At 63.2% G+C, this 25,158-nt stretch carries 26 protein-coding genes; 17 read left to right on the top strand and 9 right to left on the bottom strand.

The window, feature by feature from the left end; genetic code table 11:
- Positions 1-24: 24 nt before the first annotated feature.
- Genes CJEIK_RS09125 through CJEIK_RS09115 form a run of 3 tightly spaced genes read right to left on the bottom strand, consistent with a single transcriptional unit; the run spans position 25 to position 3,395 of the window.
- Positions 25-657 (bottom strand): hypothetical protein, encoded by a 633-nt coding sequence (locus tag CJEIK_RS09125; protein ID WP_005293997.1) that lies wholly within the window; start codon positions 655-657, stop codon positions 25-27.
- Between the two features lie 21 nt (positions 658-678).
- Entirely contained in the window at positions 679-2,472 is a 1,794-nt protein-coding gene (locus tag CJEIK_RS09120; protein WP_005293993.1) for an acetyl/propionyl/methylcrotonyl-CoA carboxylase subunit alpha, read from the bottom strand.
- 56 nt (positions 2,473-2,528) lie between these two features.
- Positions 2,529-3,395 carry a sulfurtransferase gene (locus CJEIK_RS09115; RefSeq protein ID WP_005293990.1) on the bottom strand — a complete coding sequence of 289 codons (867 nt, stop codon included), beginning with the start codon at positions 3,393-3,395 and terminating at the stop codon, positions 2,529-2,531.
- 151 nt (positions 3,396-3,546) lie between these two features.
- On the opposite strand from CJEIK_RS09115, the gene CJEIK_RS09110 reads away from it, so the two are divergent.
- From CJEIK_RS09110 to CJEIK_RS09095, 4 genes are all read left to right on the top strand, one after another.
- Positions 3,547-4,611, top strand: a complete 1,065-nt coding sequence (locus CJEIK_RS09110) for a Cj0069 family protein (RefSeq protein ID WP_005293989.1) — start codon at positions 3,547-3,549, stop codon at positions 4,609-4,611.
- 67 nt (positions 4,612-4,678) lie between these two features.
- Positions 4,679-5,821: an NERD domain-containing protein gene (locus CJEIK_RS09105; RefSeq protein WP_005293987.1), complete on the top strand. Its 1,143-nt coding sequence runs from the start codon at positions 4,679-4,681 to the stop codon at positions 5,819-5,821.
- A gap of 118 nt (positions 5,822-5,939) precedes the next feature.
- Positions 5,940-7,436 carry a 2-methylcitrate dehydratase PrpD gene (prpD, locus tag CJEIK_RS09100; protein ID WP_005293984.1) on the top strand — a complete coding sequence of 499 codons (1,497 nt, stop codon included), beginning with the start codon at positions 5,940-5,942 and terminating at the stop codon, positions 7,434-7,436.
- Positions 7,437-7,455: 19 nt separating this feature from the next.
- Positions 7,456-8,688, top strand: coding sequence for a bifunctional 2-methylcitrate synthase/citrate synthase (locus CJEIK_RS09095; protein WP_005293981.1), 1,233 nt, complete (start codon positions 7,456-7,458; stop codon positions 8,686-8,688).
- On the opposite strand, the gene CJEIK_RS09090 is transcribed toward CJEIK_RS09095, so the two are convergent.
- The 3 genes from CJEIK_RS09090 to CJEIK_RS09080 are packed head-to-tail and all read right to left on the bottom strand — an operon-like array spanning position 8,685 to position 10,842.
- Positions 8,685-9,269, bottom strand: a complete 585-nt coding sequence (locus tag CJEIK_RS09090; protein ID WP_005293978.1) for a Maf family protein — start codon at positions 9,267-9,269, stop codon at positions 8,685-8,687. The two genes, CJEIK_RS09095 and CJEIK_RS09090, sit on opposite strands and share 4 nt — an antisense overlap.
- Before the next feature lie 3 nt (positions 9,270-9,272).
- Positions 9,273-9,467 (bottom strand): acyl-CoA carboxylase subunit epsilon, encoded by a 195-nt coding sequence (locus tag CJEIK_RS09085; protein WP_005293976.1) that lies wholly within the window; start codon positions 9,465-9,467, stop codon positions 9,273-9,275.
- A gap of 10 nt (positions 9,468-9,477) precedes the next feature.
- Entirely contained in the window at positions 9,478-10,842 is a 1,365-nt protein-coding gene (locus tag CJEIK_RS09080; protein WP_005293974.1) for an acyl-CoA carboxylase subunit beta, read from the bottom strand.
- 85 nt (positions 10,843-10,927) lie between these two features.
- On the opposite strand from CJEIK_RS09080, the gene CJEIK_RS09075 reads away from it, so the two are divergent.
- The 4 genes from CJEIK_RS09075 to purE are packed head-to-tail and all read left to right on the top strand — an operon-like array spanning position 10,928 to position 14,027.
- Positions 10,928-11,770: a biotin--[acetyl-CoA-carboxylase] ligase gene (locus CJEIK_RS09075; protein WP_005293973.1), complete on the top strand. Its 843-nt coding sequence runs from the start codon at positions 10,928-10,930 to the stop codon at positions 11,768-11,770.
- Entirely contained in the window at positions 11,767-12,270 is a 504-nt protein-coding gene (locus CJEIK_RS09070) for a hypothetical protein (protein WP_005293968.1), read from the top strand. Before CJEIK_RS09075 ends, CJEIK_RS09070 begins: the two co-directional genes overlap by 4 nt.
- A 5-nt stretch (positions 12,271-12,275) precedes the next feature.
- Positions 12,276-13,511: a 5-(carboxyamino)imidazole ribonucleotide synthase gene (locus CJEIK_RS09065; RefSeq protein WP_050760817.1), complete on the top strand. Its 1,236-nt coding sequence runs from the start codon at positions 12,276-12,278 to the stop codon at positions 13,509-13,511.
- Positions 13,512-13,514: 3 nt separating this feature from the next.
- Entirely contained in the window at positions 13,515-14,027 is a 513-nt protein-coding gene (gene purE, locus CJEIK_RS09060) for a 5-(carboxyamino)imidazole ribonucleotide mutase (protein WP_005293962.1), read from the top strand.
- A gap of 34 nt (positions 14,028-14,061) precedes the next feature.
- Here the strand turns inward: purE and CJEIK_RS09055 are convergent, their stop codons facing one another.
- Positions 14,062-14,514 carry a hypothetical protein gene (locus CJEIK_RS09055; RefSeq protein WP_005293960.1) on the bottom strand — a complete coding sequence of 151 codons (453 nt, stop codon included), beginning with the start codon at positions 14,512-14,514 and terminating at the stop codon, positions 14,062-14,064.
- Between the two features lie 41 nt (positions 14,515-14,555).
- Here CJEIK_RS09055 and CJEIK_RS09050 point away from each other — a divergent pair, with 41 nt between their 5' ends.
- The 8 genes from CJEIK_RS09050 (at position 14,556) to CJEIK_RS09015 (ending at position 22,035) form a co-directional block, all read left to right on the top strand.
- A complete protein-coding gene (locus CJEIK_RS09050; RefSeq protein ID WP_005293957.1) occupies positions 14,556-15,338 on the top strand; it encodes an SDR family oxidoreductase in 783 nt (260 codons plus the stop codon).
- Between the two features lie 15 nt (positions 15,339-15,353).
- On the top strand, positions 15,354-16,571 hold the full coding sequence (locus CJEIK_RS09045) for a sensor histidine kinase (protein ID WP_050760816.1): 1,218 nt from the start codon (positions 15,354-15,356) through the stop codon (positions 16,569-16,571).
- Positions 16,572-17,255, top strand: a complete 684-nt coding sequence (locus tag CJEIK_RS09040; protein ID WP_005293950.1) for a response regulator — start codon at positions 16,572-16,574, stop codon at positions 17,253-17,255.
- Positions 17,256-17,424: 169 nt separating this feature from the next.
- Positions 17,425-18,585 (top strand): HNH endonuclease signature motif containing protein, encoded by a 1,161-nt coding sequence (locus CJEIK_RS09035; RefSeq protein WP_034964561.1) that lies wholly within the window; start codon positions 17,425-17,427, stop codon positions 18,583-18,585.
- A gap of 59 nt (positions 18,586-18,644) precedes the next feature.
- A complete protein-coding gene (locus tag CJEIK_RS09030; protein WP_005293942.1) occupies positions 18,645-19,580 on the top strand; it encodes an ABC transporter ATP-binding protein in 936 nt (311 codons plus the stop codon).
- Positions 19,581-19,608: 28 nt separating this feature from the next.
- Positions 19,609-20,349 carry an ABC transporter permease gene (locus CJEIK_RS09025; RefSeq protein WP_005293938.1) on the top strand — a complete coding sequence of 247 codons (741 nt, stop codon included), beginning with the start codon at positions 19,609-19,611 and terminating at the stop codon, positions 20,347-20,349.
- Between the two features lie 19 nt (positions 20,350-20,368).
- A complete protein-coding gene (locus CJEIK_RS09020; protein ID WP_005293935.1) occupies positions 20,369-21,301 on the top strand; it encodes an ATP-binding cassette domain-containing protein in 933 nt (310 codons plus the stop codon).
- Positions 21,301-22,035, top strand: a complete 735-nt coding sequence (locus CJEIK_RS09015; RefSeq protein WP_005293932.1) for an ABC transporter permease — start codon at positions 21,301-21,303, stop codon at positions 22,033-22,035. Before CJEIK_RS09020 ends, CJEIK_RS09015 begins: the two co-directional genes overlap by 1 nt.
- Here the strand turns inward: CJEIK_RS09015 and CJEIK_RS09010 are convergent.
- Both CJEIK_RS09010 and CJEIK_RS09005 read right to left on the bottom strand, forming a co-directional pair.
- Complete coding sequence (locus CJEIK_RS09010) at positions 22,028-22,609, bottom strand: TIGR03089 family protein (RefSeq protein ID WP_005293929.1); 582 nt, start codon at positions 22,607-22,609, stop codon at positions 22,028-22,030. The two genes, CJEIK_RS09015 and CJEIK_RS09010, sit on opposite strands and share 8 nt — an antisense overlap.
- Positions 22,609-24,276: an LCP family protein gene (locus CJEIK_RS09005; RefSeq protein ID WP_005293927.1), complete on the bottom strand. Its 1,668-nt coding sequence runs from the start codon at positions 24,274-24,276 to the stop codon at positions 22,609-22,611. Before CJEIK_RS09005 ends, CJEIK_RS09010 begins: the two co-directional genes overlap by 1 nt.
- Positions 24,277-24,323: 47 nt before the next feature.
- Here CJEIK_RS09005 and CJEIK_RS09000 point away from each other — a divergent pair, with 47 nt between their 5' ends.
- On the top strand, positions 24,324-25,148 hold the full coding sequence (locus tag CJEIK_RS09000) for an SDR family oxidoreductase (RefSeq protein ID WP_005293925.1): 825 nt from the start codon (positions 24,324-24,326) through the stop codon (positions 25,146-25,148).
- The last annotated feature ends 10 nt before the right edge of the window (positions 25,149-25,158 follow it).

The following is a 25,158-nucleotide window of genomic DNA, read 5'->3' as shown; positions in this document are numbered from 1 at the left end:
CTGGTTTGTAAAGTTTTCTACCACTCAGTCGTCACTGTCGTCGCTGTCGTTGCTGTGCTCGGTGTCCACTGCTTCTTCTGTGTCCGCTGTGTCCGCTGTGTCCGCTGCGTCCGCTGCGCTATTGGCATCATCAGCGGAACGCTTACGCTGGTTCGCAAACACTGCCAGAATCAGGATCGCCACACCCGCAGCTCCACACAGCATCGTCACCCAACGCAGAGCCTGCAGGGTGCCGGAGGAGTACTTGGAGATGTAGATGTTGCCCTGGTCGCAGGTGTACTTGGCGCCTTCGATGTCCTCAGTGAACTTGATCGAGGTGTACACTCCCTTGTTCTTCGTCAGCGGCAGGGAGACGTCGGAGATTTCCAGGTCTTCCTGGCTGAACTTCAGATCCGCGGCTTCTATGCGGTCGGCGAGGTTCTTGTCCTCCTTGTCGACCAGGGTGCACTCCTTGGCGTTCAGAGCCTCTTCATCGGCCAGCAGGTAGTACTCTTTGCCGGCTGAAACGTCGTAGCTCTTTCCGAAGTCCTTCACACCCACCAGCGAAACGATGGCGGTAATGACGGCAACGATCAGTAGCCCTAGTCCGAGGAAGGTCATGCCCTTGGGCGTCTTCTTTTCGACCGTGGTTGCCTGCGCAGAAGGGGTTTCAGTCATGGGGTGTGTTTCCTGTCTCGTCTATTCGTTCTCAGCGGAGCTGTCGTCCTTCAGCTCCATAAGTGCTTGGTTCTTTGTGACGCCATCGCCGCTTCCGACGCTTAAGGACTGCACCACACCGGACTTGTGCGCCTTGACGGCGTTTTCCATCTTCATCGCCTCGAGCACCAGCAGAACGTCGCCCTCGGCCACTTCGTCGCCTTCCGCGACTTCCACCTTGATCACGGTGCCCTGCATTGGGGCGGCCACCGTGTCGCCGGTGATGGCGATGTCCGCAGCATTTGCGCGACGCTTCTTCGCACGGCTCACCGATCCACGGCTCGCCAGAATTTCGCCCGGAACCAGCACCTCCACGCGGCGGCCGTCAACCTCGACGACCAGCTTTTCCTTCGGCAGCTGGCCCTCGGCAGCTGCTGCTAGCGGCTCCTCGTAGGTGGGCAGCTGGTTGTCCCACTCCTCTTCGATCCACCGGGTGTACACGCGGTAGTTTCCGTCTTCGGCGACGAAGGCCGGATCATTCAGCGCAGCCTGGTGGAAGGGGATAACGGTTGGGATGCCTTCGACCTCGTACTCTTCCAGTGCCCGCAGGGAACGCTGAATAGCCTCGGCGCGGTCGGCGCCGGTGACGATGAGCTTGGCCAACATCGAATCGAACTGGCCACCGATCACCGTGCCGGTTTCGATGCCGGAGTCCATGCGCACGCCGGGGCCTGCGGGCTCGCGGTAGGTCTGAATGCGGCCCGGGGCGGGCATGAAGTTGTTCGCCGGATCTTCGCCGTTGATGCGGAACTCGATGGAGTGGCCAATAATCTCCGGATCCTCAGTGCGGGATAGCTCCTCGCCACGGGCAATACGGAACTGCTCGCGTACCAGATCCCAGCCGGTGACCTGCTCGGTGACAGGGTGCTCCACCTGCAGGCGAGTGTTAACTTCCAGGAAGCTGATCAGCCCGTCGGAGCCCACCAGGTACTCCACCGTGCCCGCACCGTAGTAGCCCGCCTCGCGGCAGATGGCCTTGGCGGAGGAGTAGATGCGCTCGTTCTGCTCGTCGCTCAAGAATGGTGCAGGTGCTTCCTCGATGAGCTTCTGAAAACGCCGCTGGGCGGAGCAGTCGCGGGTGGAGGCGACAACGACATTGCCGTGCTTATCAGCCACGACCTGCGCCTCGACATGGCGGGCGCGGTCCAGGTAGCGCTCCACGAAGCACTCGCCACGGCCGAAGGCGGTGATGGCTTCGCGGGTCGCAGATTCAAAGAGATCCGGAATCTCGTCCAGGGTGTAGGCGACCTTCATGCCACGCCCACCACCGCCGAAGGCGGCCTTGATAGCGATTGGAAGTCCGTGACGCTCCGCAAAGGCGGTGACCTCTGCAGCATCCGCGACAGGCTCCTTAGTGCCCGGAGTCATAGGGGCGTCAACACTAAGAGCGATGTTTCGGGCAGTGACCTTATCGCCGAGCTTGCGAATCGCCTCCGGCGGCGGACCGATCCAGTTCAGGCCCGCATCGACGACGGCCTGGGCGAAGTCTGCGTTTTCCGACAGGAAGCCATAACCGGGGTGGATCGCATCGGCGCCGGACTTAGCGGCAGCGGCGATGATCTTGTCGATATCCAGGTAAGTTTCCGCCGAAGTCTGACCTCCAAGGGCCAGCGCTTCGTCTGCCATGCGTACGAAGGGCGCCTCGGCATCCGGATCGGCGTACACGGCGACGGTAGCGATACCCTCGTCGCGCGCAGCCCGGATGACGCGCACTGCAATCTCGCCACGGTTGGCGATCAGTACCTTCGTCAAGTCAGCGGCGGAGCTGGAAGTCACGGGCAATCCTTTCGGGTTATTAGTTAGGGGTTAGTTAATGAGGCTACACGCCCCAGTTAGCCACGCTCGATGGGCACGCGCATCATGTTTCCCCATTCGACCCACGAGCCATCGTAGACGCGCACATTTTCCCAGCCCAAGAGGAAGCGCAGCACGAACCACTCGAGTGCGGCGCGTGCACCGTTGTTGCAATAAACGACGGTCTCGCGGTGGGAGTCCAGCTGCAGCTCCGCATGGATAGCCTGGATGGCCTCGGCGGGGTGGAAGCGCGAGTTAGCTAGCAGGGAGGAGTCTGCGCGCAGGTTTTTGGCCCCAGGCACGTGTCCGTTGCGTCGGATTGGGTAGCCAGGCAGGGTTACTTCACCGGTGTATTCCTCGGCGTTGCGCAGGTCAATCACCTGGGTGCCGTCGAACTTCGTGCGCAGCTCGTCGACGAAGATGCGGTGGGTGTGGTCATTCCGGTGGGAAGGCACTGAGTAGACGGGGCGCGGCGAAACCTCATCGACGGCGTAGGAGATTTCCCGCTCTTCTTGCATCCAGGCATCTCGTCCGCCGTCCAGGATTCGCACATCCGGGTGGCCGAAAAGCTCGAAGACCCACAGGGCGTACACGGCCCACAGGTTCGCGTGGTCGCCGTAAAACACCACCGTGTCCTCCCGTGTGATACCCAGGCGCCCCATGAGTTCCTCGAACTCCTTAGGGCCGATAAGGTCGCGCCACACGGGATCTGAGAGGTCTTCGTACCATTTCAGGCGCATTGCGGTGGGAATGTGACCAATATCGTATAAAAGGGAATCCGCATCCACCTCAACGACCTTGAGGCCGGGAGTGCCAAGCTTCGCGCCGAGCCACGCGTTCGTGACCAGCTTGTTTGGGTGCGCGTACTGCTTGAGCTGAGGGCTGGGGTCGTATTCGATTCCCATGTAACACCTGCCTTTCGATCGTTTGAGAGTCTAGCGCCTTATCGGCGGTCTTTCTTCCACTGCCACCTGAGCTGGGTAGTCGTAGAATTAAGGGTGTTGGCCAATAGTGGCCATACGCACTGTATTTTTACTTCCAGAGCAAGGGGAAACCGTGCACAAGAACATTGTTGTCTTTGAGGTTCAGGGCGGAAACGACAAGGGTGAGGACGGCCACCGTCGCGACACCATGCCCATCGTCGAGGCCATACGCGAAAAGGGCTGGGGTGCCGAGGTAGTCTACTTCGACCCGGAGAAGACCAGCGAGATCTACGAAGACGTTGCCGCTAAATATGACGCCTACATCTCCCGCGTCAACCCGGGCCACATCCCCGGTGGCGAAAAGGGCTACTTCGACATGCTGACGAAGCTGACCGAGGAAGCAGGCCTGGTGGGCATGTCCACCCCAGCCGAGATGATGGCCTACGGCGCGAAGGATGCGCTGGTGAAGCTGAACGACACTGAACTGGTGCCGGCCGATACCGCCGCCTACTACGACGTCGATTCCTTCCACAAGACTTTCCCCACCTCCCTGTCCTACGGCGAGCGCGTCCTGAAGCAGAACCGCGGCTCCACCGGCTCCGGCATCTGGCGCGTGCAGCTGGAAGACAAGCAGCTGGCCGAGTCCATCGAGCCGGGCACGGCTCTGCCCCTGGATACGAAGCTGAAGTGCACCGAGGCTGTAGACAACCACACTGAGGTCCGCGAGCTGGGCGAGTTCATGGACTTCTGTGACCAGTACATCGTTGGTGATAACGGCATGCTGGTGGATATGCGCTTCATGCCGCGCATCGTCGAGGGTGAGATCCGCATTCTGCTGGTTGGCCCGCACCCGGTGTTCGTGGTTCACAAGAAGCCTGCCGAGGGCGGCGATGCGTTCTCCGCAACCCTGTTCTCCGGCGCGAAGTACACCTACCAGAAGCCGGAGGAGTGGCAGGATCTGGTGGACATGTTCGCCGAGGCTCGCCCGGTCATCGCCGAGAAGCTGGGGGGTGACAACATTCCGCTGATCTGGACCGCCGACTTCATGCTGGCCGATGACGACGAGACCGGCGAGGACACCTACGTCCTGGGCGAAATCAACTGCTCCTGCGTAGGCTTCACCTCCGAGCTGGACATGGGCATCCAGCAGCTGGTTGCCGAAGAAGCCATTAAGCGTGTGGAGGCGAAGCACGCCTAGTTGCCTCTAGTACCCTACTTTCTTAGGGGGTATTAATTGCCCGTTAAGGAAGTAGGTAGTAGGTCAGATGGCAATTGTTTATGGAAAGAAGCGCCCCGGGCAGAGTGGGTGGGAAGACTTCGAAGCCTCCGTGGATGCGTTCCTGGAGGATGAGGTCGAAGGCTTCTCTGTTACATACGAAATGCGCCAGAACGCCTGGCAATACGACGGTGGCGAGTTGGAGCAGCGTGCGAATATCAAAAGAAACCGCAAGCGGCTCCGTCGCATTGCGATGCTTGTGTGGGTCATTGGCGGCATCGTTGGCAGCTTGCTAATGGTTGGCGAACAGGTTTATATCGGTGCCTGGCTGATACTGGCTTCCATAGCGGCGTTCTTCTATTTGATGTTCAGCTTCATTTTTTCCATGAACCGCAAGGTTGAGGGGAAAGATACCAGCAACCTCAAAGCCAACACCACTCTCGAGCAGTCTGTGGAAGACAGACGTAAGCAGGAAGCTCAGCGCCTTACCGCCATGGCGCGCCAGGGGTACATACAGCAGACTGGATTGCCGGCGGCTTTTCAGCGCGCCGCCCAGGGGTACAGGGCTGAGGAGCAGATTGGGTTGATGCTTGAGCAACGGCTTCCAGACCCGATCGAGATCGCCCACGACGTAATCATTCACCGCGATGGTCGCGACGGATTGACCAAGATCTTGGATGGTATGAGAGGGGTGGAGCAGCCCCTGATGTACGGAACCACCCCTACGGCGCGGAAGTTCGGCCTTGCCATGGGTATCTTTGGTGCGCTTGGGGAACTAACCGCCAGGAATGCTACGACGGCCAATGCGGACCACATTCTGTCCACGGCTGCGGGCCTTATCATGGTGGATACTAAACACTGGACGGGTGAGCTTAGTCTCGACTCGGCCGGTCAGTTTACCGCAGGTCCTAACCACCCGGGCAGTGAGTATCGAGAGAAGGCTGCGGATGTTACCCGGTTCGAGGCTTCGCGCATTAACCGTGGGGATGTATCCGTCATAATTCTCGCCGTTGTTGGCGGCAGTGTGCAGGATAAGTTTCTGCTGCAAGAAAGAGATGGTGAGGTTCCGATTGTTGCTGTCGAAGCGGAAGATGTGGCAGATACCATTATCAGGATTCACAACGACGGTCGGTTGCGCGCTCCGGTTTCCTTGAAGAGTGTGGAGTACAACTCTCCCGGCACGACGTGGTGATTCTTTAACCAGTACTGTTTTGTCCTTAAAAAATATTTGTTTAACTACATAACTCGCCGCGGGGCGTTAGAGTGAGGCGCATCACAGCCTCAATTCCCGAAAGGATCTAGCCCCCGCGATGATTAACCACGACGTTCGCGTCCACCCCTCGGCCGACGACTTTCCGCAGGAAGAGCACCTCGCATGGAAGGTCGCGCAGGTCGCCGCCGACCCGGTCGAGGTGCCGCAAGATACCGCGGACATGGTGGTCAACCGAATTATCGACAATGCGGCCGTCGCTGCTGCCTCCCTTGTGCGCCGGCCCGTCACTTCGGCGCGCACCCAGGCGCTGGGCCATTCCGGTCCCAGCGCCGTTTTTGGTACTGACGCCACCGTCTCCCCCGAATGGGCCGCCTGGGCCAACGGCGTAGCGGTGCGCGAGCTGGACTTTCACGACACTTTCCTGGCCGCCGAGTACTCCCACCCAGGTGACAACATTCCCCCGATCCTGGCCGTAGCGCAGGCGCGCGGGCTGGGCGGGCGCGACCTGATCCGTGGCATCGCCACCGGCTACGAGATCCAGGTGGACTTGGTCAAGGGCATCTCCCTGCACAAGCACAAGATCGACCACGTTGCACACCTGGGGCCGTCCGCGGCCGCAGGTATCGGCACGCTGCTGCGCCTGGACCCGCAGGTGATTTACCAGGCCGTCGGCCAAGCGCTGCACACCACCACGGCCACGCGCCAGTCCCGCAAGGGGCTCATCAGCTCGTGGAAGGCCCATGCACCCGCATTCGCCGGGAAGATGGCAGTGGAGGCCGTGGACCGCGCCATGCGCGGCGAGGGCGCCCCGGCCCCGATCTGGGAGGGCGAGGATGGCGTGATCGCCTGGCTGCTGGATGGCCCGGACGCTCATTACGTCGTACCCCTTCCGGAGGCGGGGGAGCCGAAGCGGGCGATCCTGGATACCTACACCAAGGAGCACTCCGCGGAGTACCAGTCCCAGGCGCCGATCGACCTGGCCCGCCGCATGCGGGACAAGATCGGGGATCTAAGCCAGGTGGAAAGCATCGTGCTGCACACCAGCCACCACACCCACTACGTGATCGGCACCGGCTCGAATGATCCGCAGAAGTTCGATCCAAAGGCTTCGCGCGAGACGCTGGACCACTCCGTGATGTACATCTTCGCCGTCGCTCTCGAAGACGGCGAGTGGCACCACGAGCGCTCCTACGCCCCCGAGCGCGCCCAGCGCCCGGAGACCGTGGAGCTGTGGCACAAGATCTCCACCGTGGAGGATCCGGAGTGGACCCGCCGCTACCACTCCACCGACCCGGCCGAAAAGGCCTTCGGCTGCAAGGCGGTGGTCACCCTGCGCGACGGCACCGAGATCGTCGATGAGCTGGCCGTGGCCGACGCTCACCCGCTGGGCGCCCGCCCCTTCGGCCGCGCCGATTACATCAACAAGTTCCGCACTCTGGCCGAGGGGGTGGTGGACGAAGCAGAACAGGATCGCTTCCTCGCAGTGGCTGAGGCCACCGCGGACCTGGCGCCCGGCGAGCTCGGCCAACTGAACCTCGTGGTCAGCGACGACGTGCTGGCGCGCGCACCGCAGATCCCCGGCGGCATCTTCTAACCCGAAAGGACTACTCACCATGACTAAGCCGATCAAGGTTTCCAACGCACCCTTCGACCGCGGACGCACCAACTTCACCACGCCCCGCGCCCAATCCAGCAAGACCTCCAACGTCACCGGCACCGACAAGAACATCAACAAAGGCCTCAACGGCGTGGTGGTGGACACGTCCAGTGTTTCGAAGGTGAACCCGGAGACCAACTCCCTGACCTACCGGGGCTACCCCGTACAGGAGCTGGCCGAGCACTGCACCTTCGAGGACGTGGCCTACCTTCTCTGGAACGGCGAACTGCCGGACTTCCGCGAGCTGGAGCAGTTCCGCCAGCGAGAGCGCGCCCTGCGTCCCATCGACCGCAGCATGCTGGACCTCATCAACTCCCTGCCGAAGACCGCCCACCCCATGGACGTGCTGCGTACGGCGGTGAGCGTGTTCGGCACGGAGGACCTCAACGCGGACGACCGCAGCTCCGATGCGGTGCGCCGCACAGGTCTGACCCTGCTGGCCAAGCTGCCGACGATCATCGCCTACGACCTACGCCGCCGCAAGAACCTGGATTACATCCCGCCGTCCCGCGACCGCGATATCGCCGAGAACTTCCTCTACATGTGCTTCGGCGACGAGGAGGGCAGCCCCGCCAACAATCGCGACGACGTCGAGGCCTTCGACCAGTCCCTCACCCTGTACGCGGAGCACGGCTTTAACGCCTCCACCTTCACCGGCCGCGTGATCAGCTCCACCATGAGCGACGTTTACTCCGCCGTCACCGGCGCCATCGGCGCCCTCAAGGGCCCACTGCACGGCGGTGCGAACGAGGCCGTGATGCACAACTTCCTGGCCGTTGAGGACCCGGCGGCCGCCGAGCAGTGGGTGCTGGACCAGTGCGACGCAAAGAACAAGATCATGGGCTTCGGCCACCGCGTGTACAAGAAGGGCGACTCGCGCGTGCCCACTATGGAGGCCGCCATGCGCCGCACCGCCGCCAACCACGACGGCCAGCGCTGGGTGGATATGTACGACAACATGCAGAAGGCCATGGACCAGCGCACCGGTATCCAGCCGAACCTGGATTTCCCGGCGGGCCCGACTTACTACATGCTGGGCATCGACATCCCGTTCTTTACCCCGATTTTCGTCATGGCTCGCGTCGTCGGCTGGACCGCCCACATCGTGGAGCAAAACGAGGACAACGCCCTGATCCGCCCGCTATCCAGTTACGTCGGCCCGGAGCAGCGCTCCGTTAAGGCTGATTAGCCCCAGAGGTCGCAGAAGTCGTAGCCGAAATAGTCCAGCCCCCGCCGCAGGGCGGGGAGCGATAGGCCAATCACGGCCGACGGGTGCCCGTCGATGCTCTCGATGAACCACCCGCCGAGCGCTTCCAGGGTGAAGGCCCCGGCACATTCCAGCGGCTCGCCGGTGGCGGCGTATGCCTCGATCGCCCGCTCGGAGACCTCGGCGAACTGGATCTGTGTGGCCACTACTTCCTCGTAGATCTGGCCCGTGGCGGCGTCAAAAAGCGCATGCCCGGTGACCAGCTCTGCGCGCTTCCCGCGCTGCTGGCGCCACCGTCGCACCGTCTCTTCACGCGTGTGCGGCTTGCCCTGCAGTTCGCCGTCGATCAGCAGCATGCTGTCGCCGCCCAGCACTAGTTCGCCGTCTACCGCCCGCGCCTTTGCCGTGGCCAGGTGCTGCACGTACTGCGCCGGGGTGGGGTTCACCAGCTCCGCGACGGCGGCTTCCTCGTCCACGCCGGGGGAGACCTTGCGGGGGATCACCCCGGCAGCGTTCAGCACCTTCTCCCGCGCTGGCGAGGTGCTGGCCAAAGTTAGCTGCATGTCCTAGCCCCGTGGCATCCGCGGATTGCGGAACGCGCCGGGGCTGCTGTGGCGCAGCTCGCGGCCGTAGTGCCCGCGCGTATCCGGCTTCGCATTGCGCAGCGCTTCGGCCTCCTTGGCCAGGTCGTCGACGATGAGCTGCAGAGCTTGGGTCTCAACCTCGTCCGGGTTGCCCTTGATCACCTGAAAGTCAGTCACGCGCTTCCTCCTAGAAAGGCAGGTTGTCGTGCTTGCGTGGGTAGCCGTCCTCGGCCTTGCGCTCCACCAGGCGCAGGCCGTCGACGATGCGCGCGCGGGTCTCGCGCGGCGGGATTACTGCGTCCACCAGGCCTCGCTCCGCGGCGGAGTAAGGCTCCGCCTGGTAGCTGTCGTCCTGCGCGATCTGCGCGGTCGGCCATGCATACACCAGGTCGGTGCCCAGGCGCTTTGCGCCCAGGGAAAGGTAGGCGTCGCCGAAGGCCTTGCGGGTGACCACGGCGATCTTGCCGACGCTCGCCGCTGCCGTCACGCCGATCAGCTTCGCGGTGCGGCGGAACAGCACGTCCGGTGCGTAGCCCGCCGAGTCCACGAAGGTCACCAGTGGCACGTTGAAGGCGTCGCAGAAGCGGATGAAGCGCGCTGCCTTCTCGGCCGCCGCGTCGTCGATCATTCCTGCTTGTTGTTCGGGCTGGTTCGCGATGACGCCCACACTCCGGCCGCCCACGCGCGCCAGTGCCGTGATCAGGTTCGGCGCATGGAACTTCTGGAGCTCCAGCACGGAATCCGCGTCGACTACACGGTTCAGTACCTCGTGCATGTCGTAGGCCTGCACGTCCGAGTCGGGGATCAGGCCGTCCAGCTCGTCTGTCTCCGGCTCTGCCTCCGTCTCGTCCCCGCGCAGGGGGAGCGCCCGGTTGTTGCTGGGCAGGTAGCCGAGGATGTCCGCGACGAGTCCCAGCGCGGAAGCGTCGTCCTCGGCGACGACGTGGGCGGTGCCGTCTGTGGCGTCATCTACCAGTTCGCCGGCACCCTTGACCGCAACGACAACGTCGGACAGAACCACCGAGTGCACCAACGCGCCGCTGGTGGGGCCGGCGACCAGGGCGATCTGCGGAACTACGCCGGAGAGCTTCGTCTGCAGGCTCTGGATGCGGGAGAAGAACTCCAGGGCCGCGATGCCCTCGTTTGGGCGAGCGCCGGCGCCCTCGTAAATGCCGATCAGCGGGGTGCCGGACTTCACGGCCAGTTCCATGACCTTCAGGATCTTCTCGCCCGCGGTCTCGCCGATTTGGCCGTCGAAGAGGGTGGCGTCCTGCGAGAACACGCATACCGGGCGGTCGTCGATGGTGCCGTAGCCGGCGACAATGCCGTCGGTGACTGGGCGGAACTTGTCTGCCTTGAAGGCGGTGGAGCGGTGGCGGGCCAGCGCGTCGGTCTCCACGAAGCTACCAGCATCCAGCAGTGCGTCCACGCGGCGACGAGCGCGCGGGATCTCGTCCCCCTGCGGCTTGTGGGTCTCCGCCAAGCGATCGCGGAGGTCGGCGATCTTCCCGGCAGTTGTCGATGTGTCGGTGGTAGAGCTCATGGTCGCCATAATACGGTGTAAAAACTTCAGCGCCGTGATTGGTGGGGCTAGAGTGTCTGAGGGAAGGCATGTGAAAAGAAAGGACTGTACTCCCATGCGCACGCCGCTAGACCACCGCCGCCTGGCCGAGCGCCTGGCTCCATTGGGCTACCGTCACGTCGAAGTGTTGGAAACCACCGGCTCCACCAGCACCGATTTGGCCGACCGCGTGCGCTGCGGGGAGGACTTGCCCGACATGTCCCTACTCATGGCCGAGGAACAGACCGCCGGGCGTGGCCGCAAGGGGCGCTCCTTCGAGGCCCCGGCCCGCAGCCAGCTGATCTGTTCCGTGCTGCTGCGCCTGCCGGACGTGCCGGTGGACCGCATCAGCCTGCTGCCGCTGCTTACCGGCCTGTCGATCGTGGAGGGCATCCGCGCCTCCACGGACATCCCCATCCAGCTGAAGTGGCCCAACGACTGCGTGCTGGACGGCCGCAAGCTGGTGGGCATCCTGGTGGAGGCCGTGCACCTGGACCCGCACCCGGCGATCATCCTGGGCTTCGGCATCAATTACGACCTACAGGCCGAAGAGCTGCCCGTCGCCCACGCCAGCTCCATCGACCTGGAGTGCGCCCGCCTGGGGCTAACCTGCCCAAGCCGCGAGGACGTTGCGGTGGCCGTGTTCGCGGAGCTGGCGGCGAATCTGGAAAGGTGGCGTCGACTAGGAGGGGCGGCCCAGACCGTGCTTCCGCGCTACCGCCAGGCTTCCGCGACCATCGGCACCTCCGTGCGCGCATTCCTGCCCGGCGACGAGGTCGTGGAGGGCACGGCCACCGACATCGACGACGACGGCGAGCTGCTGGTTCGCACCAGCGAGGGCACGCGCGTGATTCGCGCCGGGGAGATCGTGCACCTGCGCGCCGACGGCACGGGCGACTACGGAGGGCGCTACGCATGAGCAAAATCACCTTCGACCCCGGAGAGCAGGTCCTAGCGGAGTTGAGCCCCGCGCGCCGCTCCATGTTCTTCCCGGTGCTGCGCCTAATGCTATGGACGGGCCTGTTCTGGATGGGCATCGGCGCTCTGGACCAGTACTTGACCAACAATGCTTTGGACGCCCCTACCGTGGAAGCCTTCCTTTGGCTCCGCCGGGGGCTGCTGGTTGCGTGGCTGTGGGTCTGCTGGAGGCGCTGCGTGCGCCACCTGATCTTCCGCGCGCGCTCCCGCATGCTGCTGACCGACAGGCGGCTGATCACCGCGACCGGCCACCTGCGCAGCCGGATCGGGCAGATCCCGCTGGCCAACGTGGTGGATTGCCGCTCCCACCGGGGGAACGTGGCGGTATACGTGGCGGGCGCCCGGGTGCCGCTGGTGCTGCATTCGGTTCCCTATACCCGCAAGTTCGAGAGGCTGCTGAGAAGCCAGCTTAGGCGTGTCGGGCCGGGGAACTATAGTTAGAAGGCGTGAGTGAGAACAACGGGAAAAACACAGCCGACTGGTCTTTAGCGCGCCCCGCCGCACACGCGCCGGGAGCGCCGCTGGTGACGGTCATCGGCGATGGTCAGTTGGCGCGTATGACTCAGCAGGCGGCGATCGAGTTGGGCTTAAGTTGCCGCGTGCTGGCCGGGGCGCCGGATTCCTCGGCCGCGCAGGTGACCGCCGACGTGGTGCTGGGGGATTACGCGCTGGAGGAGCACGTCCGCGAGGTTGCCCAGGATTCCGACGCGGTGACCTTCGACCACGAGCACGTTCCGAACCGCTTCCTGGATGCCCTCATCGACGAGGGTGTGAACGTGCAGCCTCAGCCGTCGGCGCTGATCCACGCGCAGGACAAGCTGGTGATGCGCAAGAAGCTGCGCGAGCTGGGTGCCCCCGTGCCGGCCTTCGCCGCCATCGAGTCCGCCGAGGACATCGCCGGGTTCTTCGAGGCCGTGGGCGGCCAGGTGTGCCTAAAGGCCCGCCGCGGTGGCTACGACGGCAAGGGCGTGTGGTTCCCCGCCACGGTGGACGAGGCCCGCGAGCTGGTGGAGAAGCTGCTGGACAAGGAGATCCCCCTGATGGCGGAGAAGAAGGTCACGCTGGTGCGCGAGCTGTCCGCCATGGTGGCCCGCACTCCGTCCGGCGAGGTGCAGGCGTGGCCGGCAGTGGAATCCCTGCAGGAGGACGGAATCTGCGTGGAGGCCGTGGCACCTGCCCCGAACTCCACGCCTGAGATCCTGGCTGCCGCCGAGCAGCTGTCCCGTGACGTCGCCACCGAACTGGGGGTCACGGGTGTGCTGGCGGTGGAGTTGTTCGAGACCACCGACGAGAACGGCCAGCCGGAGATCATCGTCAACGAGCTGGCGATGCGCCCGCACAACACCGGCCACTGGACTCAAGATGGTTGCACCACCAGCCAGTTCGAGCAACACGTCCGCGCGGTATTAGACCGCCCGCTAGGCTCCACCGAGCCGACCGCGCCGGTGGTGGTCATGGCAAACGTGCTGGGAGCGGCCGAGGATCCGGCGATGCCGATGCACGAGCGCATGGACGCGGTGTGGCGTCGCTTCCCGAACGCAAAGATTCACATGTACGGCAAGGATTGGCGCCCGCGCCGCAAGATCGGCCACGTCAATATGCTGGGGGAGGATCCGGCGCGCACGCGCGAGCAGGCGCGCCTGGCTGCGAAGTTCCTGGAAAACGCCGAATGGGAGGACTAACCGATGACTGAGAACGTACGCACCCCGCTGGTCGGCCTGGTGATGGGCTCCGACTCTGACTGGCCCACCGTCGAGCCAGCCGCCGAGGTGCTGGCCGAGTTCGGCATCCCCTTCGAGGTCGGAGTGGTCTCTGCGCACCGCACCCCGGAGCGCATGCTCGACTACGCCCGCACCGCGCACACCCGCGGCGTGAAGGTGATCATCGCCTGCGCCGGCGGTGCCGCCCACCTGCCCGGCATGGTCGCCGCGGCCACCCCACTGCCGGTGATCGGCATCCCGCGTGCCCTGGGCAATCTGGATGGCTTGGATTCCTTGCTCTCCATCGTGCAGATGCCCGGCGGCGTGCCGACCGCCACCGTCTCCATCGACGGTGCGAAGAACGCCGGACTGCTGGCCGTGCGCACCCTTGCGGTGGCTGACAAGGCTCTGATGGACAAAATGGTCGAATACCAGGAGAACATGCGCGACGCGGTGCTGGAGAAGGATCGCGCCCTGCAGCAGAAGCTGATGGGGTGAAGCGTTCTAACTGGGTAGGGGGCGTCGGGGCTGCCTACTCGTCTACTTTGTGGAGAACGAGGATTACTCCTTGAGGCCTGTCGGTAGCAGAAAAACTATCTTGCAAAGTTCTTATAAAACCATCTTCGCAGAGGATTAAACTATCTGGTTTCGTGTCGTCTAGTTTCGCGGCCTGAACTCGGTATTTATCCCCTAAATGCGTCAGGGTTACATCATCTATATGGTCAATACTGCCAATTTTGTGAAGTCGAGTTCCTTTCTCGACGCTTATCTCTTGAATATTTGTGGAATAGGATGATCTATCCTTGCTTCCTTGGTAGAGGTCGACAATTCCGGGAAGAAAATCAACTTCATAGTCCCCGTCGGGCGTGGTTATCCTCAGGAAGCTGACGGTAAGGACCTGCCCTGTGTCTGGATTGGATACAACATCTCCATCATTCGGGCGACTTAATGGGTTCCCGGATTGGTCGATGATTAAATAAGCCATAATCTACCTCCTGTACTCTAACTACTGTAATAGTTAGGGGTGTGAAATCAATACTCGTTACTGGCGCGGCCCAAGGCTTCGGCCGCGCAATCGCTGAGTCCTTCGCCGAGGCCGACTGGACCGTCGGCGCCTACGACCTCGACGGAGACAAGGTTCGCGGCTGGGCCCAACATCCGAACATTATCCCCGGCACCCTCGACGTCACCGACCCCGACCAGTGGTCCGCCACTGTTACCGACTTCGCCGCCCGCGCCGGGGGAATCAATGCACTCATCAACAACGCGGGCGTTCTCTACGGTGGCGACTTCATCGACCGCGGCAGCTTCACGCAGGATTCCGCCCTCGTCGACGTCAACGTCAAGGGCGTGATCTACGGCTGCCGCGCGGCCTTCGAACACCTCAAGGCGGCCGGCGATGGAGTGGTCGTCAACGTCTGCAGCGCCTCCTCCATCTACGGCACCCCGGATATGGCCACCTACTCCGCCACCAAGTTCGCCGTCCGCGGCATTTCCGAGGCGCTGGATTTCGAGTGGGATAAACACAACATTCGCGTTCGCACCGTCTTGCCCCTGTACTCGCGGACGGCGCTCATCGCCAATGTGGAAACGGCGGGAATGCGGCGGCTGGGGGCGTCCACAACCCCACAAGACGTGGCCGCAGAAGTAGTAAGGGCCGTGACCGCGCCGCGCCGCAGCCCAACAAAAGTGCACTTCCCGGTCGGTTGGAAGACGAAGCTGCTGGAGGCCACCAGCCACTTCTCGCCGCCTTTCCTCACCCGTTTCGTTAATGGCCTGCTTGTTTACGGCGATAGGGTGCGCCTGTAACTAGACTCTTCATACATGTCTTATGAAGCAGTTCCTCGCCCGGTGTGGTGGCGGGATGCCTCCTGGTGGGTGCTTGTAGCTGTTGTGGTCATGGTGTTCTTCTTTCTCGGTGCCGGAAGCACATTTGGCACCGCCATGAACATCGCCCCCTGGCAGGTTGTTGTTGCCAGCACAGGTCTAGTTTTGGGGTTCATCGGCTTGCTCCTCCAACGCTTTCGCCCTGAATGGGGTGTGGCAGTCACTGCAGCTGGCATGTATGCCTATGCGACGTCTGCGCTGCTAGTGTGGCCACTTGGCTACTTGGTGGTGGCCTATGAGGCTTATTTCATCTCCGCGAAGCTGATGCTGCGCCGCAAGCTGTGGCTGACTTTACTGTTGCTTGGCTCTTTCTACGCGATGGCGTGGGGGACCATTTACAACGCGCGCAAGGGAAGAGACGGTGATTTTGCATGGGGCGGTGAGGATTTTCGGACCGCTGAGTTCTGGACGTTCTGGGGAGTAATCGCCCTGCTCACCGCCGTGACCATCGCCCTGATGTGGCTGGCTGGCCGCTTTTCGTTGCGCCGTGACCAGGCAGTGGAGGCGCTGGCCGCCCGCGCCGAGCTCGCCACCGTCAGCGAGCGCAACCGCATCGCCCGGGAGCTGCACGACATCGTTGCGCATTCCCTCACTGTCGTCATCGCGCAGGCGGACGGCGGTCGCTACGCAGGTCGCAAGGATCCCGACAAGGCCATCGAGGCCCTCGACACGATCGCCGCGCGCGGTCGCTCGGCTCTGACACAGATGCGGGAGCTGCTCTCTGTTCTTCACGATGACGCCCCCTCGCCGCGTTCTACCACCGTCACCCCTGGGGTGGCCGGCGTGCCCGACCTGGTGGCGGATGCGAAGCGCAACGGGGTGGAGGTGCAGCTGCACGTTACGGGCGAGCCGCGTCAGTTGGACGAGGTCCGCGACCTAAGCGTGTACCGCATCGTGCAGGAATCTCTGACCAACGTGCTGAAGCACGCCGGTTCTGTGCCTGCCCAGGTCCGGCTGGAGTGGGAGCCCGCCCAGGTGACCATTAGCGTGGATAACGCGCCGGGTGATGACTGGATCGAAGGCTCTGGCCGCGGCCTGACTGGCATCCGCCAGCGCGTGGCGATCCACGGTGGCGAGGCTAAGTGGGGAGCCTCGGCGTTGTACCCCGGTGGGTGGAACGTGACCGCGACGGTGCCTTATGCGAAGGAGGATTAAGTGATTAGCGTAGGTTTGGCCGACGATCAGCAGCTGGTACGGGCAGGGTTTGGCCTGGTGTTGGATTCGCAGGACGATATCACCGTCCGGTGGCAAGCCGCCGACGGGCAGGAGGCCTGCGAGCTGGCAGAGTCGCAGCCCGTGGACATCATCCTTATGGATGTGCAGATGCCCCGCATGGATGGCATCGAGGCTACCCGCCAGGTGGTTTCCGGTGATTCCGGTGCGCGCGTGATCGTGCTGACTACCTTCGATAACGACAACTACGTCCTCGGTGCAGTGGAGGCCGGGGCCAGCGGCTTTCTGCTCAAGGACACTGACCCCGAGGACCTCATCTCCGCCGTCCGCACTGTTGGCGATTCGGCTGCCGTTATTAGCCCGAAGGCTACCGCGCGCCTGCTGCGCAGCATCCGTATGGAGCAGACCCCGCAGCGCCGCGAGCCCGTGGAGCTGGACCTTCCCGATCCGCTGACCCCGCGCGAGCTGGAGATCCTGCAGCTCATTGCGCTGGGCCTTAGTAACCAGGAGATCGCGGACAAGCTCTACATTTCGCTGCCTACCGTCAAGACGCACGTTGGCCGGGTGCTCACGAAAACCCAGTCGCGCGATCGTGTGCACGCGGTGCTATTTGCCTTCAAGCATCACCTGGTGCGGGCCGACGATCTTCTAGAACAAACTTTCTAAAGTCTCTACTTTAGGTTCACGGGAGTTTTTGCTGTTCAGGCTGGTGGCGTCAATAAAAAAGAAAAAAGTTTTGGTGGGGGTATTGACTTGGTTTGATGGTGTGTTCTATTATTTGGGTAGGAAGTTTGGCGGGGTCGCCACAACCTCGCCGCTGGATTAGGGGAACTCCATGACTACCTCACCACCATCGTTTCGAATAGCCAGCTCGCAGGACCCGCTGACCGTCGCGGCACGGAACCTTAACCGACAACGGTTCCAGCTGATCATGGCATGCGCGCCGGACGGGGATGATTTGGTGCCCGATTTCTGCACCCGCCTCGCCGTTCGCCTGGGAGTATCGGCCGGGGTCGCGGAAGCCTGGGCTGAAGCCGCCTTCGTGTTGCGCGACTATCCGCGCCTTGTCGATTACTTCGCACTGGGCTTCTTCACCGATCGTCATATATTGCGGGTGGCGCAGGACCTCTTCGCTGTGGCGCCGGACGATCGCTCGGCCGTCGAGGAAAAGGTTCTTTGCGAATTGACGCCCACACGTCCCGACCAGCACGTGTTTTCACCGCGGACTATCCACAATCGTATCTCGAAGATTTTGCGGGAGACCGATCGGAACGTCGTACCTAAGGATGAGGTCGCCGAGGCCGAGCCGAGCTTCAACGTGGATTGTCGCGACCCGGAGTACACCACCTTCACGCTGCGGGTCCCGCGGATGGAGGGTATCGAGATCGACAAGATCGTGCGGGCTACCGCCAAGAAGTACGAGTGCTCGCAGCCGGAGGCGGTGCTGCGGCTGATCACCGACAAGGCCGAGGTTTCGGTGACTCTGAACCTGTACCACGACCCGGCGAGTGATGGTGCCGTGCTGGGGGAGGACCACTGGCTGAACCGCTCCGCCGCCAAGACCTGGCTGCAGCGGGTGACCCACTTGTCCGCGCCGGGCTACGCGGAATGTGAAGGCTACGCACCCACGGAGAGCATCAAGGCAGCCGTCGCGGGGCGCGACCTGCACTGTCGCTTCCCGGGCTGTGAGGTTCCTGCCTACAAGTGCCAGTACGACCACGTGCGGCGCTACGGCAGCGGACCGACGTCCACGGCAAACCTGCACCTACTCTGTGCCAAGCACCACAACCTCAAGACCGCGGGTAGCTGGGACGTCGCTCTGCACCCCGACGGGCACGAGGTGTGGACCTCCCGCGGCGACGGGCATAGCGTGATCACCGAGGCCGAGGGACCGCTGGGGCGGGAGACCTTCGCCCAGCGCAACGTTCGCAAAACCAAGGCGCTGGCCGAGTACCATCAGGCGATCGAAGAACAGGGAGGCGGGCCGTCATACTGAGGTAGGACACGCAAGATCAACCCCTCGTCCGATGTGGGAGTACCACCCCGGGCGGCAGCATGGGAACCATGATCATCGTGGAAAACCTCACTAAGAGGTACGGCAAGAAAACAGTAGTCAACGACCTTTCATTCACCGTCCCGGATGGGCAGGTGACCGGCTTCCTCGGGCCCAACGGCGCGGGCAAGTCCACCACCATGCGCTGCATGCTCGGCCTCGATAAGCCGAGCGCCGGCAAGGTGACCTTTAGCGGCAAGGGATACGCAGGCGAATTCGCAGGCTTGGATAACAAGTCCAGCATCGCTGGCGCAGTCCTGGATGCCGGTTGGTTCACCCCTGCCCGCAGCGGCCGCAACCACCTTCGCGTCATCGCGAAGGGTGCGGGCATCTCCGACAAGCGCGTGGACGAATGCCTCGACATGGTGGGCCTCACCAGCGCGGGCAAGAAGAAGGTCGGCGGCTACTCCCTCGGCATGAAGCAGCGCCTAGGCCTGGCCGCAGCCCTCCTTGGCAACCCGCAGCACCTGATCCTCGATGAGCCGGTCAACGGCCTAGACCCCGAGGGTGTGTCCTGGATGCGCCGCATTATCCGCCAACTTGCCGACGACGGCCGCGGTCTGCTGGTCAGCTCTCACCTGCTCAGCGAGATGCAGCAAACTGCCGATCGCCTAGTGCTGATCGGACAGGGCAAGCTCATCGGCGAACAGACTCTGGACGAGTTCCTTGCCGGAGGCGCGCACGTAGAGGTCGAGTGCAAGGAAGCGGTACTGCTGGCAGACAGCCTCCGCAACCGCGGCTTCCAGGTCGATCTGGAAAGGGAGCGGACGCTGCGTGTGGGCGTCAACAACATGCCAGAGAACGAGGTACGCGCGGTGATCGCAGAAACGGCGCTGGAGGAGAGGTTCGCGGTGACCAAGCTCGCGACCACTGCAGACAACCTGGAACAGCGCTTCCTCGCCGCGACGGCGGGGCAGCAGGAATACCGCACCAACTAGGCCCGAACCAAGAAGAAAGAGACAAACAATGCTCAAAGCAATCTCCTCCGAAGTTACGAAGCTGCTGAGCCTCCGCAGCACCTGGATCTACGTGATTCTTTTCACGGGCTCGATCTACGGCCCGACGACGCTTTACATGCTTTTCAATGACTCCCCGCGGTTGGACGGCGGCTGGCCCGACCTCCTATTCGGCGGGATGATCTTCCTGATGATCGCCATTATTTTCGGCGCCTCGACGACCGGCGGCGATATCAGTAACCGCATGACGGCACACGCCTTCCTTACGCAGAAGAGTAGGAGCTCCTGGCTGCTGGCCCGCGCGCTGGTGGCGGCGGTGTTTGTGGAGCTGAACTACATCCTCGGCCTGGCGCTCAGCTGGGCAGTGTTCAATGTGTTCCCGGCCGGGCACTTCACCGGCGAAGACCAGCTGCTCGTGTGGGGATACGCGGTGGGCGCTCCCGCCTTCGCCGTGATGGCCGTCGGGATCGCCGCACTGCTGCGTAATCGAGTGGGTGCCATCGCGCTGCCGCTGGTGTGGATGCTGGTGGTCGAGGGGCTGCTGTACGCCGCGGGCGACAAGATCTCCTTCCTCAAGACGCTGTATCACCTGTCCCCGGGCAGCCGCGTGCAGGACATGCAAACCTGGATCTACGCCCAGGACCACACCGACATGGTCAGCCCCGGCTTCGGCTTCGCGGTGATGATCGCCTGGATGGTCGTCCTGCTGGCCCTGGGGCTGTACAGCAACAAGACCAGAGACGTGAAATAGATTTTGATAGCCTGACGACATGATCGCAGTCAAAGAATTAACGAAAAAGTATGGGTCCACGGAGGTTCTCCATGGGCTCACCTTTTCGGTTCCAGATGGCCAGGTCACGGGCTTCTTGGGGCCGAACGGATCCGGTAAATCCTCCACGATGCGCTGCATCCTGGGGCTCGATACGATAGGTAAAGGCGAAGTCACCTTTAATGGTAAGCCTTTGAGTTCCTACCGCGCGCAGCGTCCTCACATCGCCGGCGCGCTACTGGAACCGACCTGGTACATGCCCGGCCACTCCGCCCGGGCGCACATTCGCTCCATCGCGCAGGCGGCCGGGATCTCGCAGTCCCGCGCCGACGAGTGCCTGGAACTGGTGGGCCTAGCCGGGGTGCAGAAGCGCAAGATCAAGAAGTTCTCCCTCGGCATGAAGCAGCGCCTGGGCCTGGCCGTGGCTCTGCTGGGCGACCCGCAGCACCTCATCCTCGATGAGCCCGTCAATGGCCTCGACCCCGAAGGTGTGCACTGGATGCGCGGACTGATCCGCCGCAGTGCCGCCGAGGGCCGCGCCGTCCTGGTCAGCTCCCACCTGCTGCATGAGATGGAACTCACCGCCGACCGCCTTGTCGTCATTGGCAAGGGCTCCCTCATCGGCGAGTACACCATGGATGAGTTCCTGCGCACGGGCGCCCAACCCACCATCCGGATGCGCGTGGCCGATCCCGATTCTTTTGTGGACGCCACCTCACGCTTGGATGGCGTCAACCTCACACGGCAAACCGACGGCTCCCTGGAGTTCGCCTCCGAAGCCCCCGACCTGGACAGGCGCCTCGGCGAACTGGCGCGCGACACCGGAGCTGTGGTGCTGGAGATGACCCCGCAACGCGTGGGGCTGGAACAGAAGTTCCTGGACGCGACCGGGCAGGCAGTGGAGTACAAGACTCAGGACAGGAGGGGCCAGTAATGCTAGGAATCATTCGCAGCGAATGGACGCGCTCGCGCGTCATGTGGGGCACCTGGATCATGCTGGGCTTCGTCCTGCTGTTCTACATCGGGGCAAATGCGTTGACTCTGAGCTACTACAAGTCGGAATACGGAGCGAACGAGCCCGAGATCGGCCTGACCGAGCTGGGCGTGGGGCTTATGCCGGCTTACTTGCTGATCCTGTCGCTATCGGCCGTGCGAGTCAGCGGTACGCGCGGGCACAACCTGCATGCGCAGTCCTTCTTGGTGATCCCCGCCCGCTGGCAGCAGCTGTTCGCGCAGATGTTTGTAAACGCAGCCCTGGCGATGGTGACCATGGCTGTTGCGGTGGGAGTATCGCTGGCGATGGTGGCGACCTTGCCGCAGGAGCTAAACACAGACCAGCTGCCGCTGCTGGGCTATACGATCCTATTTGCCGGGCTGGTCAGCCTGATGGCCTCGGCGATCGGCGTGTTGATTCCCTCCCCGGCCGGCGCCGTAGCGCTGCCGCTGGTGTGGGCCACCGCGGTGGAGCTGATCTCTCAACAGCTCAGCCAATGGATTGCCGACAACATCGCGCCCTACCTGCCGTTCAACAACATTTGGATGATCCTGGGCGGCAGCGTCTCTATCGGCGCGCACGAAACCCCCGTCAGCGTGGCCATCGTCTGCGCCTGGACGGTGGTGCTGGTGGCCTGGGCCTTCTTTGTCCACCAGCGCAAGGACGTTAAATAGTCGCGTTCTCCGCCGCTGCGATCTCGGCAGTGGGCTCGGTGGCCATCACCACCGACCCGCCGTCGCGCAGCGGCTTTAGTGTATCCAGCATCGACTGGGTATCGGTCCACGCGGGAACCAACACCCGCGGACCTTCTGGGGCGGGGGCGGCCGCCGGGCCGGGATAAGCATCCGGCTGCACGCGCAGTTCGGGGGAGAAGTCGTTCACTCCGAAGGGCAACTCACCGCCGGACTCCTCCACGCCGCGGCCAAAAGGATCGTCGGAGAGTACGAAAACCTCACCCGAGTGGGCCTCCGCCAAGTTTAGGTCGTCGGTAAAAAGCACGTCGCAGGAGTCGGCGTCCACAATAGAAACACCAGTGCGCCAGCAACCCAGAACGATCATGAGTGGCTGCCACCCCGGGGCGCAGGCGATCCCGACGGAGGTCGGGGCGAGCGAATCCAGCAGGTGGGCGGCCTTCGACTGCCAGTTGTGCAGGGTCTGGGCGGACAGCTCCATGCGGCCGGCCGGAGTGTAGGTGGTCAGGCGCGGGCTGGCCGGATCCTGGGCTACGAGTGGGGCGATAATATCCATTAGTTCACACACATCGGACCGTCGCCGCCGGCGTCGATCGGATCCTTTCGGTCGGTGCCCTGGCCGGTACCCGGCGTGCCGACGGTGGCGGGCTTGTCAGAGCCGGTGCTGTTCTGGGTTGCGGACGTGCCCTCGTCGGGGATGGCATCGCCGTCGAGGTCCTTGATTCCCTCGGTGAGCGTGCCGACGTTCGGGTCGTCCGGCTTGGTCAGCGGGGCGGACTGCTCCAGGATGCCCGGGCCGGCGTAGGTGCCGGACAGGGTGACGGAGAGCTCGTGCTCGTCTAGGGAGGAATCCTCCACCACGTTCAGCCCGCCCAGCTGCTTGGCTAGAGCGCGAGCTGCCGGATCGTCGGCGTTCTTGGCGTTCACCTGTGACTCCGAAATGCCTGTCTCGGGGTGGTTGCCGACCTTGCCCGGCTTGTAACCGTAGTCCTTCACCAGATCCGACACGCGGGCGGCCAGACCGGCCTGCTCGGAGGCGTTGAAGACGTTGACCTTGTAGTCCTTGGCCTTGTAGTCGGTGATGTCGGCGGGCTTGTCGGAGGAAGTGCTCTCTTCGCCCGGCTTGTCGCCCAGCAGATCCTTGAAGAACTTGTGGACCTGGTCGTTATCCACCGTCACGACGGATTCGCCGTAGTCACCGGTGCCGTCGATGCTGGTGACCGGGATGGTCTGGAAGCTGACATCGCCGCCGGCCATGTTCTGCATCTGCGTGGCCAATCCCATGACGTCCCAGCCGCTGTCGAGTACCACGGAGCGCTGCACCGCGTCGTTGAGCTTGGACATGCTGCCTGGGTCGGTCAGCGTTTTGGAGGACAGCACCTTGTTGGCCAGGCTGGCCATGTAGGCCTGCTGGCGGGTGATGCGGTCCAGGTCGCCGCGCGGCAGTTCGTGGCGCTGGCGGACGAAGCTCAGTGCGTCCTGGCCGTCGAGGGTCTGGCGGCCCTTCTTGAACTTCGCGCCAGACAGCGGCTCGTCGACCTTGTCCTTCAGGCACACGTCCACGCCGCCGACGGCGTCGGTGAGCAGAACGAAGCCCAACAGGCCAACCTCTGCGTAGTGGTCGACGGTGATGCCGGTGAGGTCTGCCACGGAGCTGATCAGCGCCTGGCGGCCGGCTTCAGTGGACTTCTGCTCGATGTCGGACTTGCTGTTGTCGCCATCCTTCTCCAGCTCCTGCGACTTCTCGAACTTGGCAGTACCGTACACGCCGTTGAGCTTCATGTTGCCGTTGTCAGGGGTGCTGACGTACGTGTCGCGGGGCAGCGAGACCGCGGTCGCCGAGGAACCATCGTTCGGGATGCGAATGAGGATCATCGTGTCCGTGTTTGTAGCCTCTTCTTCGCCGGCACGGAGCATGTCGATCTCCTTCTGGGACAGCGGGTTGCCCTTCGCGTCCGTACGGGAGTCCACGCCCACGAGCAGGATGTCAGTCGCACCGTCCGGCTGGCTGCCGAGGTTCAGGTTGTTAGCCTGGGCTAGTCCGTCGTTAAGGTTGCCGACCGTCATGTAGCCGATACCCATCACGACCAGTGCAAGAGCCGAGACCGCAGCCAGCACCCCGCGCGTCCAGCCAGGGCCGATCTGCTTGGCCTCTACACCTCCGGGAGCTGCCTGAATGCGCCGCGAGTGGCGGCTTCTCTGATGCCCTGTCTGCTCTGTCATTGTTTACACTTTAGCGGCAAAGATGGCGCTGGTGTAGTACTGATTTTATGAGTGTTTTGGTTTTCGGAGCCTCCGGTCAGGTCGGCCGGGCCCTATTGCGTCTCCGCCCCGACTTTGTGCCGGTAGGGCGCGCCCACGCGGATCTCGCCGTTGCCGGGTCTGTGGATTCTTTCTTGTTGACGCCACCGTCTGACGTGGAAGCCATCGTCAACCTAGCTGCATTCACAGCCGTAGACGATGCGGAGAAGCCTGAAAACGCGAGCGTGGTACACCAAGTCAACGCGGTAGCCCCGGGGAGGATAGCCTCCTGGGCCCAGGTGCACGAAGTGCCGATGTGGTACGTCTCCACCGACTACGTGTTCTCCGGAAACCTGCCGGTGGGCTGCGAAAACCCAGTCGACGGCCAGCCCGGCCCACTGAACGCTTATGGACGCAGCAAGCTGAAGGGGGAGCGGCGGGTGTTGAATCTCGGCGGCCATGTGGTCCGCACGGGCTGGGTTTACGACGCGACTGGACGTAACTTCGCCACCACCATGGCGCGCTTGGCGCGGGCCGGCGTGAACCCCACGGTAGTGGACGACCAATACGGCCGGCCTACCCACGTCGACGTGCTGGCAGCGGAACTGGCGGCGATGGTGGACGGGCGACAGTCGCCAGCAATTAGCCATGTGACCGGCTCCGGGCCGCTGACCACTTGGTGTGGCTTCGCTCGCGAGATCTTCGCCACACTGGGCCATGACCCTGCGCGGGTGAAGGCTGTTCCGAGCAGCGAGTATCCCACCCCCGCGCGCCGGCCTCACAACAGTGCCCTACAGATTCCGGCGACCGGCCTTCCCGCGTGGCAGGACAGTTTGCGAGTTGCCCTGAGGTAACCTCAACGGC

Origin of the sequence: Corynebacterium jeikeium (assembly GCF_028609885.1) — a bacterium.
Lineage (GTDB): Bacteria > Actinomycetota > Actinomycetes > Mycobacteriales > Mycobacteriaceae > Corynebacterium > Corynebacterium jeikeium.
This window is presented reverse-complemented; position numbering and strand designations above follow the sequence as displayed.